The organism is Pseudarthrobacter sp. DSP2-3-2b1 (assembly GCF_049895945.1).
Taxonomy (GTDB): domain Bacteria; phylum Actinomycetota; class Actinomycetes; order Actinomycetales; family Micrococcaceae; genus Arthrobacter.
In genome coordinates this window covers 376,055-389,182 of record NZ_JAFCTI010000001.1, presented here as the reverse complement: position 1 = coordinate 389,182, position 13,128 = coordinate 376,055, and the positions used below count along the sequence as shown (strand labels likewise).

General features: G+C 64.4%; 13 protein-coding genes. 9 read left to right on the top strand and 4 right to left on the bottom strand.

Translation table 11 applies throughout. From position 1 onward, the window contains the following. The first annotated feature begins 33 nt into the window (after positions 1-33). Positions 34-828 carry an alpha/beta fold hydrolase gene (locus ACP7AX_RS01595; protein ID WP_426225144.1) on the top strand — a complete coding sequence of 265 codons (795 nt, stop codon included), beginning with the start codon at positions 34-36 and terminating at the stop codon, positions 826-828. Between the two features lie 610 nt (positions 829-1,438). On the opposite strand, the gene ACP7AX_RS01590 is transcribed toward ACP7AX_RS01595, so the two are convergent. Next, positions 1,439-2,176 carry a hypothetical protein gene (locus ACP7AX_RS01590; protein ID WP_426225143.1) on the bottom strand — a complete coding sequence of 246 codons (738 nt, stop codon included), beginning with the start codon at positions 2,174-2,176 and terminating at the stop codon, positions 1,439-1,441. Positions 2,177-2,990: 814 nt separating this feature from the next. Here ACP7AX_RS01590 and ACP7AX_RS01585 point away from each other — a divergent pair. From ACP7AX_RS01585 to ACP7AX_RS01570, 4 genes are all read left to right on the top strand, one after another. Beyond that, entirely contained in the window at positions 2,991-3,446 is a 456-nt protein-coding gene (locus ACP7AX_RS01585) for a hypothetical protein (RefSeq protein ID WP_426225142.1), read from the top strand. Between the two features lie 170 nt (positions 3,447-3,616). After that, positions 3,617-5,002 (top strand): vanadium-dependent haloperoxidase, encoded by a 1,386-nt coding sequence (locus ACP7AX_RS01580; protein WP_426225141.1) that lies wholly within the window; start codon positions 3,617-3,619, stop codon positions 5,000-5,002. 12 nt (positions 5,003-5,014) lie between these two features. Further along, positions 5,015-5,176: a hypothetical protein gene (locus tag ACP7AX_RS01575; protein WP_426225140.1), complete on the top strand. Its 162-nt coding sequence runs from the start codon at positions 5,015-5,017 to the stop codon at positions 5,174-5,176. After that, entirely contained in the window at positions 5,176-5,823 is a 648-nt protein-coding gene (locus tag ACP7AX_RS01570; RefSeq protein WP_426225139.1) for a glycosyltransferase, read from the top strand. Before ACP7AX_RS01575 ends, ACP7AX_RS01570 begins: the two co-directional genes overlap by 1 nt. A gap of 18 nt (positions 5,824-5,841) precedes the next feature. Here ACP7AX_RS01570 and ACP7AX_RS01565 read toward each other — a convergent pair whose 3' ends face one another. Next, entirely contained in the window at positions 5,842-6,396 is a 555-nt protein-coding gene (locus tag ACP7AX_RS01565; protein ID WP_426225138.1) for a hypothetical protein, read from the bottom strand. Positions 6,397-6,506: 110 nt separating this feature from the next. On the opposite strand from ACP7AX_RS01565, the gene ACP7AX_RS01560 reads away from it, so the two are divergent. Beyond that, complete coding sequence (locus tag ACP7AX_RS01560) at positions 6,507-7,379, top strand: SAM-dependent methyltransferase (RefSeq protein WP_426225137.1); 873 nt, start codon at positions 6,507-6,509, stop codon at positions 7,377-7,379. A gap of 5 nt (positions 7,380-7,384) precedes the next feature. On the opposite strand, the gene ACP7AX_RS01555 is transcribed toward ACP7AX_RS01560, so the two are convergent. Next, positions 7,385-7,744: an iron chaperone gene (locus tag ACP7AX_RS01555; protein ID WP_426225136.1), complete on the bottom strand. Its 360-nt coding sequence runs from the start codon at positions 7,742-7,744 to the stop codon at positions 7,385-7,387. Between the two features lie 383 nt (positions 7,745-8,127). Between ACP7AX_RS01555 and ACP7AX_RS01550 the strand changes: the two genes are divergently transcribed. The 3 genes from ACP7AX_RS01550 to ppsA all read left to right on the top strand — a co-directional run bounded on the left by ACP7AX_RS01550 (position 8,128) and on the right by ppsA (position 11,955). Then, the gene (locus ACP7AX_RS01550; RefSeq protein WP_426225135.1) at positions 8,128-8,475 is read left to right on the top strand and encodes a GYD domain-containing protein; all 348 of its coding nucleotides are present in this window, start codon (positions 8,128-8,130) and stop codon (positions 8,473-8,475) included. Between the two features lie 99 nt (positions 8,476-8,574). Next, positions 8,575-9,393: a pyruvate, water dikinase regulatory protein gene (locus ACP7AX_RS01545; RefSeq protein WP_426225134.1), complete on the top strand. Its 819-nt coding sequence runs from the start codon at positions 8,575-8,577 to the stop codon at positions 9,391-9,393. A 144-nt stretch (positions 9,394-9,537) separates the two neighbouring features. Next, positions 9,538-11,955, top strand: coding sequence for a phosphoenolpyruvate synthase (ppsA, locus tag ACP7AX_RS01540; RefSeq protein ID WP_426225133.1), 2,418 nt, complete (start codon positions 9,538-9,540; stop codon positions 11,953-11,955). A 161-nt stretch (positions 11,956-12,116) separates the two neighbouring features. Here the strand turns inward: ppsA and ACP7AX_RS01535 are convergent, their stop codons facing one another. Beyond that, positions 12,117-13,121, bottom strand: coding sequence for a bile acid:sodium symporter family protein (locus ACP7AX_RS01535; RefSeq protein ID WP_426225132.1), 1,005 nt, complete (start codon positions 13,119-13,121; stop codon positions 12,117-12,119). Positions 13,122-13,128: the final 7 nt, after the last annotated feature.

Here is a 13,128-nt window from a genome sequence, read left to right as displayed (position 1 = left end):
GAAGACGGCCGACTGGTTGCGTAGGATCGCTGGGTGGATCAAACATGGCATGTCCTGCGCGCGGATGATGGGACTGATATCAGCTATGTCGTCGTGCCCGGGTGTGAGCCGGCCGTCGTGATCCTCCATGGCCTCGCCGGTAGTGGCCGGGAGTTCCTTCCAACCGCGGGCGCCTTGTCGGGCCGCAAGATCGTGTTGGTGGACCAGCGGGGGCACGGCGGGAGCACGAGGGTACCGTCTGATACCTCCCGTGCGGCATTCGTTGCCGATGTTGTTTCAGTTATTAAACGTGAAGCATCGGCCCCGGTTCATCTAGTCGGACACTCGATGGGCGCTCACACCGCTATGCTCGCTGCCGGGGCGCGTCCGGACCTGGTCCGGACTCTTGTACTCCTCGAATGCGGCGAAGGAGATGGCAACGACCCGGAGCATGCAGCTCTCGGTGATTACTTCCGCTCCTGGCCCGTACCCTTCCCAGACTGTGCGGCGGCGGCCGGGTTCTTGGGCGTCGGTCCGCTGCAGCGTGCCTGGGTTGAGGACATGGAGCACCAAGAAGACGGACTGCGTCCCCGCTTTGATCCGGAGGTGATGGTCGCGGTGCTTGCACCCCTGGCAGAACCGGGCTGGCAGGAATGGTCACGCGTCCAGGCACCCACGCTTGTCGTATACGCTGCCGACGGGATGTTCACGGAGGAACAGAAAACGCAGTTTGTCGAGAGGGGAAACGACGTCACACGCATCGACCTTGCCGGAGGGTCACACGACGCCCATCTTGACGCATTTGAACAGTGGATAGAAGCGCTCACAGGGTTTCTGGACACCCGGTAAACGTCCTAGCGTCGCATTTTCTGTGTCTCGGAAACTCGCCGCCTCGAAACTCTGGGGTTTCGATGCGAATAGGTTCGAGATACTGCGTCGGGGGGAACCCTCTGCGGTCATGAAGATTAAGGAGCCTGGTTGCGAAAACCGGGCTGCTGAAGGAAGAGACTATCGTGGGCTTTATGGATCGGGGGAAAAGTCTGTTAGCCGCGTGTGCTCTTATCCTGATTGGCTTCAACGTCGCCGGCTGCTCCGGCCCGGCATGTGATTCGATGATGCGTTACAACACCCTCGTTCTGGACGCCTCCTCGCTCCCGGAACCTGCTGCAGCACTCGACCTGGTGATTAGTTGTCCCGACCGTACCGGCTCGGATTCGTGCACCATGGAGCCGACGGGCAAGAGGTTCGCCCTAGGTACCCAAAGCTCTGTCTACATTGAGCCAAGCGTCAGGGCCGTTCGTGCCGTCGTATACAAAAAGGGCTCCCAAGAGGTTGTTGCGGAGACGGAGCTGAATCCGGTCCCTTGGGATCCACCTCAAAAACCGAACACGTGCCCGGCACCTGCAACGGCGACACTGAAGCTATAAGTCTCAGCGCACTCGCACATCGCATCAGCTGGTCACTTGCCTGACCTGAACACGATCGAGTCGAAGACGGCGCGAGCCTCTCTCGTCAGCTCCGGATTGATCGATTCGTGGAAATGGGTCAACCCGATCACAGCGAGTTTGCCGTTCAAGTCGACCACCCGGTAGGTTTCGCGCTCAACGACGCTCGAGTACCAGCGTGTGCATATGTACGACGATACTGAGCGGATGCAGATCTTGTCCTCGTCGCAGGCTGTGATGTCCACGGCACCCTCGACGGAGTGGTCGAACTCGAAGCCGGAGTAATCGCCCACCACGACCTCGACGGGCGGGGTGCTCGCCGTCGACGTCTGCGCTGTCATCGCGTCCACGAAGGCCTTAGCCGACGCATCGGACTTGACGAGCGCGCCCTGCCACGCGCAGGCGTCCGTCGGCACATAGTAGTCGGCCCAAAAAGTCAGGTCGACCGAGCCTTCACCCGGGTGACCCGGGTCGTCCTTGCCCAAACCATCGCCTTCATTGGTCGACCAGCCGTCCGGGACGGTGATCTCGAAAGGCACAGTGAAGTCGGTGACAAGGTATGTCCCGGCGTCGATGTCACCGCTCTCCGGGAAGGGCGGGATGGCACTGACCTCCGTAGTCGGAGAACTGGCGGACGGGCGGGAGGCGTCGCCGGACTCATACGCGCACCCGCCGAGACATCCAATCAGTGCGATAGCCACCAAGGGCAAGAGATGGCGCGACCGCTGAACGGCCTTTCCGAGGGGTGTCATGGAACTCATCGATCCACCAAGCCGCTACAGGATGCCGTGAGGGCCCCGCAGCCAGGTGGCCCCGCGGGCGGCCAGAGATGGGAGGCCGTCGCCTCAAGTCTCCTCCGGCACAGAACCCGTGACAATGACGAATTGTACGGAGATCAGTTTCGACTCCCTGCAATCCCCGACATTGACTATCAGAACGCAGCAATAGCGGCAATCATAAAGATAGACATGCTTGCTATGGACGTCAGGGGGGATTGCATGCGGAAATCGGGACTTATCCCATTTCTCGTGGTGCTGCTGACCGCTTGTGCACCGGTCACTACAGCGGACTACCCGCGTGCCGCCTCTGGCGATGACCGCTGGGGTGTCGGTGTAAGCTTCCCCGTTTTTGAATCCTTGGACCACTGTGACGATGACCCGAGTATGGAGCAGTCCGTCATGACCGCCGACATGCCTACTTCCGGGCTGGGTATACGGCTGCATGCAGGCTCGTCTGAGACCGACGCCGTGCGCGTCGCAAATTGCGTTGATCAAGCCCTAAGCAGCGGGAAGATTACGATTCTTTTCCCACAAGAAATCAACCAATATCCACCACTGCCATCAGCTCCGCCTTCCCCTGAAGCCAATTCGGAAGGGGATTCGGCGGGTTCTCAGGCCCAGAGCCCTAACGGCGAGGAGCGCGAATGGACCTCCGAAAGAATGAGGAGCGCGTCCCCCGCCCCGATGCCCAGCACCCCTTGACCATGGAATCGAACAAACTGGCCATCAAGTTGCCGCCTGTCCGCGGGCATGTGGAATAGTGCCATTAAGAATTGGGGGTTTAGAAGTGACAAAACGCAGACGTTTTCCAGTCATCGCTGTAGCCGTTTTTCTTGCAGCAGTCCCATTGATGGGATGTGGGGCCCAAGAACAATCCAGAGGTGAAAACTTACGTGAATTCGGCTCCCTGGATGAGGCCTACGCCGCCGTCGATAACATTCTTGGCTGCGAGCCTGATCCGGTCGGTGAGCCGATTGTTCCTATGGGGGATGGCGTCCGGCTCGCGTCAGCACAGAGGCTGTGCTTTGAAAATGTGCAGATAGACCTTTTCACGGATCAGAAGGCTTTCCAGGAGAGCTACCAGATCCTGTCTGATACGCATCAGGGCAAAGTCCATCTCGTCCACGGGAAGAATTGGATGGTTGTTGACTTCATTCAAATGGCAACGGGCCAACCGTCGACACGGAACATCGAACGCCTGGCGAAGGAACTGGACGGCGAATACGCCACCGTCGGCACGTAGCAAAATCCTCTGGACAACGCGGTGGCAGAGGATCACCCTTGAAGTAACCGCACCTACTGCGCATTGCGCTGACCTCGGGCGGTCGCGTGCCGCAGGTGTCGGGCACCCATGAGATGTCGGCTCCGTCGGGTTCGCGTGAATGGCTCCGTGACGAGTGGAGGACCGACGACATGACGAACAGCAACGACGCTTACGATCAGCGCAGGCGGCCACCGCGGACTTCGAGGAACGGTGTGCGCCGCCGGTGGGCGCTCTGCTTGATCCCGGCACTGACCGCCGCACTCGTTGTACCGGGAGTGTCGAGCGCCGGCGCCTCGAACGCTCGGAACGCGGCGCCGGTGGACGCGGACGTCCTCATTGAGTGGAACACCATCGCCCAAAACCACGTCACACCACTGCGTCCCACGGCTCACGGCCAACTACGCGGCATGGCGATGGTTCAAGGAGCGGTGTACGACGCAGTGAACGCCATCAACCGCGGGTACCAGCCGTACCTGCTCGACGGCGGCCCGGCCGGCGTCGGACCGGAGGCGTCGTTCGATGCGGCGATCTCCACCGCCGCGCACCACGTGCTCGTCACTCTGGTCCCGTCGGACAAAGTAGCTGGCGTCGACGCTGCGTACCAAGCAACGCTCGCGGGCGTCACCGACGGCCCGGGCAAAGACGAAGGCGTCGCCGCCGGTGAGGCCGCCGCGGCGGCGATGATCCTCGCGCGCACCGGTGACGGGTTCATGGCTCCGTTCGAGTTCAACATTGGACCCGATCCCGGCGATTGGCGGCCCGTCGCGCCCGCTGCGCTCGATCCGGACGCCTGGGTGGCCAATCTCCGACCGTTCATCATCGAGAGCCCCGACCAATTCCCCTCAGAGGGTCCCAACCCGCTGGGGAGTGCTGAGTACACGGCGGACTTCAACGAGGTTAAAGAGATCGGTGCGCTCGTGAGCACCACTCGAACCAGTGACCAGACCACTGCTGCCCTCTTCTGGCAAGCCGCCCCTGTGGCACTCTGGAACGGCGTGTACCGTAGCCTCGCCGTGGAGCACGGACTCGACCTGGCCGAGGCGGCCCGACTTTTCGCGATGACCAACCTCGCCGCCGCTGACGGCGCGGTCGCTTGCTGGAACGACAAGTACCACTGGAACTTCTGGCGTCCGATGGCGGCGATCCGCGAAGCCGACACCGACGGCAACCCGGAGACGGTAGCCGATCCAAGCTGGAAACCGCTCTTCGATCCATCGACAGCGACCGTCCCGCCGCTCGGCACACCGCCGTTCCCGGACCACCCGTCCGGTCACGGGTGCGTCAGTGCCGCCTCTCTCCATGCGGCGCAGGAGTTTTTCGGCACGGACGAGGTCGCCTTCAACGTGAACTCCAGCCGCTTCCCGGGCGCGCCACGGCACTTCGAGGGATTCTCAGCGGCGATACAGGAGATCGTTGATGCTCGCGTCTGGGGCGGCATCCACTTCCGCACCGCCGACGTACAGGGCGCCGAGATCGGCAACAAGGTGGCGTCGTGGCTCAGCAGGCACTACTTCCAGCCGGCGCCATGTCAGTAGCGGGAGGTTCCAGTGAAGGATTTTCTCTTCGCAACGCTCGACGCCGGCGGGAACCTGCCGCCGGCCCTCGGCATCGCCCGTGAACTGGTCCGGGCCGGTCACCGTGTCCGCTTCCTGGGGGAGCCGCAGCAGGCGGGCATGGTAGAGGCCGCGGGTTCGGACCGCGGCGCGTGATGAAGCGTGCCGACCGGATCCTGGTGTGCTCCGATCCGCTTCTGGATCCGGCCGGACGAAAGAATGGCAACGGCAAGGTGGTGTGGACCGGTGCGGTGGGGGACGTGGAGCATCCGGCAACTCCTGCCCCGCCGGGGTTACGGACCCGCGTGCTGGTGAGCCTGAGCACCACGGCGTTCCCCGGGCAGGAGGCATTCCTTCAGAAGGCGCTGGAGGCGGTGGCCGATCTGCCGCTCGAGGTGGTGGTGACCACCGGTCCCGCCATTGATCCGGCGGGCTTGTCGGCGCCGCCGAACACGATCGTTCACCGCTATGTTCCCCACCGGGATGTGATGCCGGAGTGCAGCGCGGTGCTCGGCCACGGCGGCCATGCCACCACCATGCTGGCGCTGGGCCACGGGCTGCCCCTGGTGATCGCGCCGATGCATCCGTTGCTTGACCAGCGGATGGTGGGCAAGGCAGTGCAGGACGCCGGCGCTGGGCTCCTGATCAAAGCGTCGTCGTCCCCGGAGGAGATCGCCCGGGCAGTGAAGACTGTGGTGGACTCGGCCCTCTTCCGCACCGCCGCATCCGGGGTGGGCCACCGGATCCGGGAGGCCGATGGTGCCGGGACCGGGGCACGGGTACTAGCGGAAATGGTTTCCTGAGAAACCGATGACCGGCCCCTATTTGATAACGCGAAGCGAAAGTTCGTAGTGCTCGCGCTTTGAGGCCGGGTGGTCGCTGGGCGGGAAGACGGCTACTTCAATCCGTATCAGCCCTCCCGCTGCCTCAGCATCCGATGAGACGGCGTTCATGACCCTTTGCGTGCAGGTCTCTGCTTGTTCATTTGCTTCAGCAGTGAAGGTGGACCTGCGGGTGATGACCTTGTATCCGGAATCTGTAAGAAGCTGGTGCAGTTCAGGGCAGCTTATGGAATCCATCCCAAGGTCCCACTTCTGGTTCAGCTCAGGGCATGCCGGTACGAGGCAGTAAGAACCTGTGTCCAGCGTTTCGGAATCGCTGACCAGCCTCCACCCCGGCACAGTCTTGAGTTGCTCTGCCACGTCCCGCATATAGGGTGGAGCCTCCTTGCCGCTGAGGTGGACGCCCATGGTGAAAACAGAGAACATCTCAGCTGCGGCGACCAAGCCCACCAGAATTCCTCCCCACAAGAGCAGGACGAGACGAGTGTTTTTCTTCCTGCGGGGCAATGGCTGCCGGTACGGGTTATCGCTCACGTATTCTCCCCCCAAAGATATAGCTGCCCGGAAAGGACCCTGCCACCGTACGTCAGAGCTATTGGGCTGGGACCTTACCAGGGCAGCGACCGGCGTTATAACGTGAGGGCGTGATCGTCCCCAGTATTCCCCAGAACGCCGTGGCTGTCGCGGACCACTACGACGAACTCGATCCGATTTATCGCCGGGTATGGGGCGATCATGTCCATCACGGGCTATGGACCACGGGCCGCGAGACACCCGCTGAGGCCGTGGAGGCGCTGGCCGACACGGTGGGGGATCGGCTGCGTCTTATGCCCGGTGAGGCGTGCGTCGACATTGGCTGCGGCTACGGCTCCACTGCAAGGCAGCTCGCGGTGGCACACAAGGTCAGCGTCACCGGCGTCACGCTTTCCGCTGAGCAGGCCCACTACGCCGCCGCGCATCCCGTACCCGACGTGGACATCGAGGTTCGCGACTGGCTCGTCAACGGGTTGCCCGATGCCTCGGCCCATGCCGCATGGGCGATCGAGTCGAGCGAGCACATGGTGGACAAACCCAGGTTCTTCGCCGAGGCGCACCGCGTGCTGTCGCCCGGAGGCCGTTTCGTGGTCTGTGCGTGGCTCGCCGAGGCTGATGCCAGCGGTTGGAAGGTCCGCCACCTGCTCGAGCCGATCTGCCGCGAAGGGCGCCTGCCGTCGATGGGCACGCGCGAGGAATATGAGGCGATGGCAACGGCGGCGGGCTTTGCGATCGACAGCTATGAGGATGTCAGCCGCCAGGTTGCCCGCACATGGACGATCTGCGCCCGTCGGCTCCTGAAGGCATTGCTCGTCAACCGTGAGACCCGTCGCCTAGCCCTTGGCGCACGCAACCGCATCTTCGTTCTGAGCATCCCCCGCCTAATCCTCGCCTACCGCACAGGTGCGATGCGCTATGGGATATTCACGCTGTCGAAGGCGGGGGAGAACGGGGCAAGTCAACGCAGCAGCAGCAGCGACTGACTGACTCAGGCCTTGTCTGAAGGCAGCTGCTGTAGCCGCCACGTGATCATCTCGCGGATGAGCTCGGTGGGGAGCGGGGCGCTATGGGGCAGTTGGACAATGTGATCGGTGGTTCCATAGGCGGCCAGCTCTGCGGAGAAATGCGCGATCGCGTCCGGAGTGGGATAGAACCCGATGTGGCGCTTTGTCCCGGTGAAGAAGAACAACGGCTCGGTGCCGAGTTTGAAGGCCGGCATACGCCAACTGATCGACTCCTCCGCTTCAGCCGGCACGGCCGAGCGGACCATTTCGTACACGGTCAGCAGCCGGTCCCGGACATCACCGTCGAACTGGTCGATGTACTCGGTAATTGAACTCGCTGTCATGGAGGTCTCCCATTTTGCCGAAGTCTGGTGGGCGACAATCGCAACTGGAGCGATGGTGCACGGCCCGATCATATAACGGCGACACTCATGGATTGCCGCCGTCAAATATGACGCCTATGGCGTGGCCCGCGATAAGCAGCCGCCCCGCTGACGCCCAAGGCACCACACCCAGCGCACCGCCGTCGAACGTTTCCGACGGCGGTGCGTTCCGCTTTGTATTGACTGCCTGAAGCCAAAGGAATAGTTTCTGCGTTAACGGGGTTCGGACACCCCGTTTCCACGGAATGAGGGGCCGGATCTGGGCCGCTCCTGCATGGCGATGGAGCCAGGTGGGGAGGATTCTGTGTCTGCGTCATCCTGGCGCCCGGCGCGATGAGTGCCGGATGGAACGAACACAGGAGGGAAAGACCATGCCGAAGTATCTGTTTGAAGCGACCTACGTGGGCAAAGGCATCCAGGGGCTCATGCAGGAGGGCGGCACCAAGCGGCGGGATGCTCTGACGGAGGCCCTCAAATCCGTCGGAGGATCGCTGGAGAGCTTCTACTACGCGTTTGGCTACTACGATGTCCTGGGCGTTTTCGAAGCGCCGGACGATGCAAGCGCTGCAGCACTGTCGCTGCTGATCAACTCGACGGGCAGCGTCAACGTCCGCCTCAAGCCGCTCCTGACGGTCGAAGACCTCGACGAAGCCGCCAAGAAGACGCCGTCCTACCGGGCGCCGGGACAGTAGCAGTTGGGTACGTGGCCAGCGGGCCAGCCGGGCGTTGAAGTACGACGGCGGCCCGCTGGCTGGGCGCCGCAGTGCGGGACCGCCCGCTAAAGTCATGGAATGACCACTGACGCTCTACGGCCTGTCTATTTCCTCTCGGACAGCACCGGCATCACGGCGGAAACGCTGGGCAACACGTTGCTGACGCAGTTCCCCGGGAACAATTTCGACCGCATCACCATCCCGTTCATCACCACCGTTGCCCAGGCCCGGTCCGTCGTGGGGATCATCGACGGCGTCGCCGCCACGGGCCCCACGCCCCTGGTCTTCTCCACGGCGGTCAGCAGCGAGATCCGGCAGACCCTCTCGGCCTGCCAGGGCATCATCGTGGACCTGATCGGGACCTACGTGGACCAGCTGGAACAGGCGCTGGGCAGCCACGCCAGCGGGGAACCCGGGCGGGCGCACGGGCTGGGGAACGCTGAGCGCTACCAGTCCCGGATGGCCGCCGTCGAGTATGCCATGGAGCACGACGACGGCCAGAGCCTGCGTGCGCTGGAGAAGGCCCAGGTCATCCTGGTGGCGCCGTCCCGCTGCGGAAAGACGCCCACCACCATGTACCTGGCGCTGCAGCACGGGATCTTCGCCGCGAACTTCCCGCTGGTGGAGGAGGACTTCGAACGGGAAGGGCTGCCCAAGTCGCTGAAACCGTTCGTGTCGAAATGTTTCGGCCTGACCACCAACCCGCTGCGGCTGAGCCAGGTGCGCACCGAGCGGCGCCGCGGCTCACCCTACGCCTCGCTGCGCCAGTGCGGGTTCGAGCTGCGCAGTGCCGAGCGGCTCTACGAATCCCACGGGATTCCGTACCTCAACTCGGCCAGCGTGTCGGTGGAGGAGATGGCGGCCACCATCCTGCAGAAGATGAACCTCAAACATTAGGGAAAAGTTTCACAAACCGAGTGTGGTGCACATCATGTGGCGCGCCTCTCTCAGGCCTGCCAATGTAGAGGGGATTTGTGCCCTCACGCGGCCACCGCCGTGAGCAGGGCCCCTGCACGCACCCTCTGCAAAGGAGCAGTAACTATGGCAACAGACATCCTGTGGTTCTCGGAACTCGGACTCAAGGACCTGGACCGGGTGGGCGGCAAGAACGCCTCCCTCGGCGAGATGGTGCAGAACCTGACCTCCGCCGGCGTCCAGGTCCCGGACGGGTTCGCCACCACCGCGGATGCCTACCGCAGCTTCCTGGCTGACTCCGGTCTGGACCAGCGGATCGTCGACAGGCTGGTTGGCCTGGACACCGACGACGTGACTGCCCTGGCCGCTGCCGGGCAGGAGATCCGGACCCTGATCCGCGAGACGCCCTTCCTGCCGGACTTCGAACAGCAGCTCCGGAGCGCCTACCGGGAACTGGTGGAAAAGCACGGCGGCACCGATGACCTCTCCTGGGCCGTCCGCTCCAGCGCGACGGCGGAAGACCTCCCGGACGCGTCCTTCGCCGGGCAGCAGGAAACATTCCTGAACGTCCGCGGGATCGAGAACATCCTGGCCGCCATCAAGGACGTGTTCGCGTCGCTGTACAACGACAGGGCCATCGCCTACCGGGTGCACCACAAGTTCGAGCACGCCGAGGTGGCACTCTCCGCCGGCATCCAGCGGATGGTGCGCTCCGACGTCGGGGCCTCCGGTGTCATGTTCACCATGGACACCGAATCGGGCTTCCAGGACGCCGTGTTCGTCACCTCCTCCTACGGCCTCGGCGAGGCCGTGGTCCAGGGCGCGGTGAACCCGGATGAGTTCTACGTCTACAAGCCGGCGCTGCAGGCGGGCCGTCCCGCCATCCTCAAGCGGGGACTGGGGGAGAAGGCCCTGCAGATGACCTACACACAGAACCGGGAGATCGGCCGCACCATCGATTTCGTCCCGGTGGAGGCGTCCCTGCGGAACCGTTTCAGCCTCAGCGACGAGGACGTGGAGCAGCTGGCCCGGCACGCCGTGGCCATTGAGAACCACTACGGCCGTCCCATGGACATCGAGTGGGGCAAGGACGGGATCGACGGCGGCCTGTACATCCTGCAGGCACGCCCGGAGACGGTGCAGTCCCGCCGCGCCCCCGGCAGCCAGACCCGCTTCCGCCTCAACGAAACCGGCCCGGTCCTGGCCGAGGGCCGCGCGATCGGCCAGCGCATCGGCGCCGGCAGCGTCCGCATCCTCACCGCCATCGACCAGATGGCCGCGTTCCAGACCGGTGACGTCCTGGTGGCCGACATGACCGACCCCGACTGGGAACCGATCATGAAGCGCGCCTCCGCGATCGTCACCAACCGCGGCGGACGGACCTGCCATGCGGCCATCATCGCCCGCGAACTGGGGATCCCCGCCGTCGTCGGTACCGGCTCCGCCACGGACTCACTGTCCGACGGGGTGGAGGTCACAGTCTCCTGCGCCGACGGCGAGACGGGCACCATCTACGCGGGCCTGCTGGACTTCACCGTGGAGGAAACCGGGATCACCAAGATGCCCGATGCGCCCGTGAAGGTGATGATGAACGTGGGCACCCCGGAGCAGGCGTTCACGTTCGCCCAGCTGCCCAACCACGGTGTGGGGCTGGCCCGGCTCGAGTTCATCATCAACCGGCAGATCGGCATCCACCCCAAGGCGCTGCTGAACCTGGACACCGAGCCGGCGGACGTCCAGGAGCAGATCCGGGAGCGGATCGCCGCCTACGCCAGCCCGCGGGACTACTACATCAAGCGCCTGGCCGAAGGGGTGTCCACCATCGCCGCGGCCTTCGCACCGCATCCGGTGATTGTGCGCATGTCCGATTTCAAGTCCAACGAGTACGCCAACCTCCTGGGCGGGCCGGCGTACGAGCCGCACGAGGAGAACCCGATGCTGGGCTTCCGCGGCGCCGCACGCTACCTGGAGCCGTCCTTCCGCGACTGCTTCGACCTCGAGTGCGAGGCCCTGTCCTTCGTCCGCAACGAGATGGGCCTGACCAACGTCAAGCTGATGATCCCGTTCGTGCGGACCCTGGATGAGGCCCGCGGCGTCATTGACCTCCTCGCCGAGAACGGCCTGCGCCGCGGCGAGAACGGCCTGGAAGTGGTCATGATGTGCGAGCTGCCGTCCAACGCGCTGCTGGCCGACGAGTTCCTGGACCACTTTGACGGCTTCTCGATCGGCTCCAACGACATGACCCAGCTGGCTCTGGGCCTGGACCGGGACTCGGCGATCGTCTCCGCAGGGTTCGATGAGCGCGATCCCGCGGTCAAGAAGCTCCTCAGCATGGCCATCACGGCCTGCAAGGCACGCGGCAAGTACGTGGGCATCTGCGGCCAGGGCCCCAGCGACCACCCGGACCTCGCCGAGTGGCTGGTGGAGCAGGGCATCGACTCCGTGTCCCTGAACCCGGACACCGTGGTGGACACCTGGCTCCGGCTCGCCGGCGTCGCCGCCGAGGCTGACGTCGAGGCAGCAGCTGTGGCGGGGGCGCACTAAGGGCCGTTGACCCGCAAAAGGGGCGTGGCGCCCGCGGGGGGTAACGCACCCGGGCCCCCCCGTACACCCACCCCCGTCCCCCGCCCCCCCCGCGGGTGCGCCTCCCTCCCCCCCCCCCCCCCCCCCCCCACGCCTCTTCCAGCCCACTGCTGGCTGGGTTCCTACTCCGTAATCGCTACCGGAGCCGGCTCACTGCTGCGTGCAACGGGGGTGCTGCTGCGGCGCCAGTAGGCGGCCAGGACGGCACCGGAGACGTTGTGCCAGACCGAGAAGATCGCGCCGGGAAGTGCGGCTTCGGGAGTCAGATACTGCCGTGCCAGGCCTGCTGCCAGGCCCGAGTTCTGCATGCCCACCTCAATGGCCGTGGTGCGCCTGGCTGGAATGGGGAGTTTGAACAGACGGGCTGCGGCGTAGCCGAGGGCGTAGCCAAGTCCGTTGTGCAGAATGACGGCCGCGAGAACCAGGAGTCCCGCGGCGAAGATGGCCTTTGCGCTTCCGGAGACCACCGCAACCACCACCAGGGTGATGGCGATGACCGAAATCCACGGAAGGGCCGGCAGCGCCTTGGCCACGAGGCCCGGCACAAAGCGCCGGATGACAAGTCCCAGCAGGACGGGGAACAGCACAATCTGGACGATGGACCACGCCATGGAACCGGCGTCCACCGGCATGTACTGACCGGCGAGCCACAGCGCCAGCACCGGCGTCAGCAACGGAGCAATGAGCGTTGAGACGGAGGTCATCGCCACGGACAGGGCGACGTCGCCCTTGGCCAGGTACGACACCACGTTGGAGGCCGTCCCGCCCGGGCAGCAGCCCACCAGGATGACACCCGCGGCCAGTGCCGGCGGCAGCTGCAGCGCCGCGGCGATAGCCCAGCCCAGGAACGGCATGATGGCATATTGCGCCACCACTCCGATCACCACCGGGATGGGGCGTTTGGCGATAATGGCGAAGTCAGGCGGCGTCAGCGTCAGGCCCATGCCGAACATGATGATTCCCAGCAGGGGGTTGATCCAGGCGGCCATCCCGGTGAAGGCTGTTGGGGCGGCGAGGGCTACGGCTCCTCCCGCCAGGATCAGTAGGGGAAAGAGGGTGACGGCAACGCGGGCGCTGCGTTCTTCCGCGGCTGATGCCGTCGTGGAAGATTCGGATAAGGAAGACATACCTACC

Bases quoted from the DNA above. Each gene is read 5' to 3' on its own strand.
- ACP7AX_RS01590 (WP_426225143.1), bottom strand. From the start codon at position 2,176: ATGACACCCCTCGGAAAGGCCGTTCAGCGGTCGCGCCATCTCTTGCCC.
- ACP7AX_RS01580 (WP_426225141.1), top strand. From the start codon at position 3,617: ATGACGAACAGCAACGACGCTTACGATCAGCGCAGGCGGCCACCGCGG.
- ACP7AX_RS01570 (WP_426225139.1), top strand. From the start codon at position 5,176: ATGAAGCGTGCCGACCGGATCCTGGTGTGCTCCGATCCGCTTCTGGAT.
- ACP7AX_RS01555 (WP_426225136.1), bottom strand. From the start codon at position 7,744: ATGACAGCGAGTTCAATTACCGAGTACATCGACCAGTTCGACGGTGAT.
- ACP7AX_RS01550 (WP_426225135.1), top strand. From the start codon at position 8,128: ATGGAACGAACACAGGAGGGAAAGACCATGCCGAAGTATCTGTTTGAA.
- ACP7AX_RS01545 (WP_426225134.1), top strand. From the start codon at position 8,575: ATGACCACTGACGCTCTACGGCCTGTCTATTTCCTCTCGGACAGCACC.
- ppsA (WP_426225133.1), top strand. From the start codon at position 9,538: ATGGCAACAGACATCCTGTGGTTCTCGGAACTCGGACTCAAGGACCTG.
- ACP7AX_RS01535 (WP_426225132.1), bottom strand. From the start codon at position 13,121: ATGTCTTCCTTATCCGAATCTTCCACGACGGCATCAGCCGCGGAAGAA.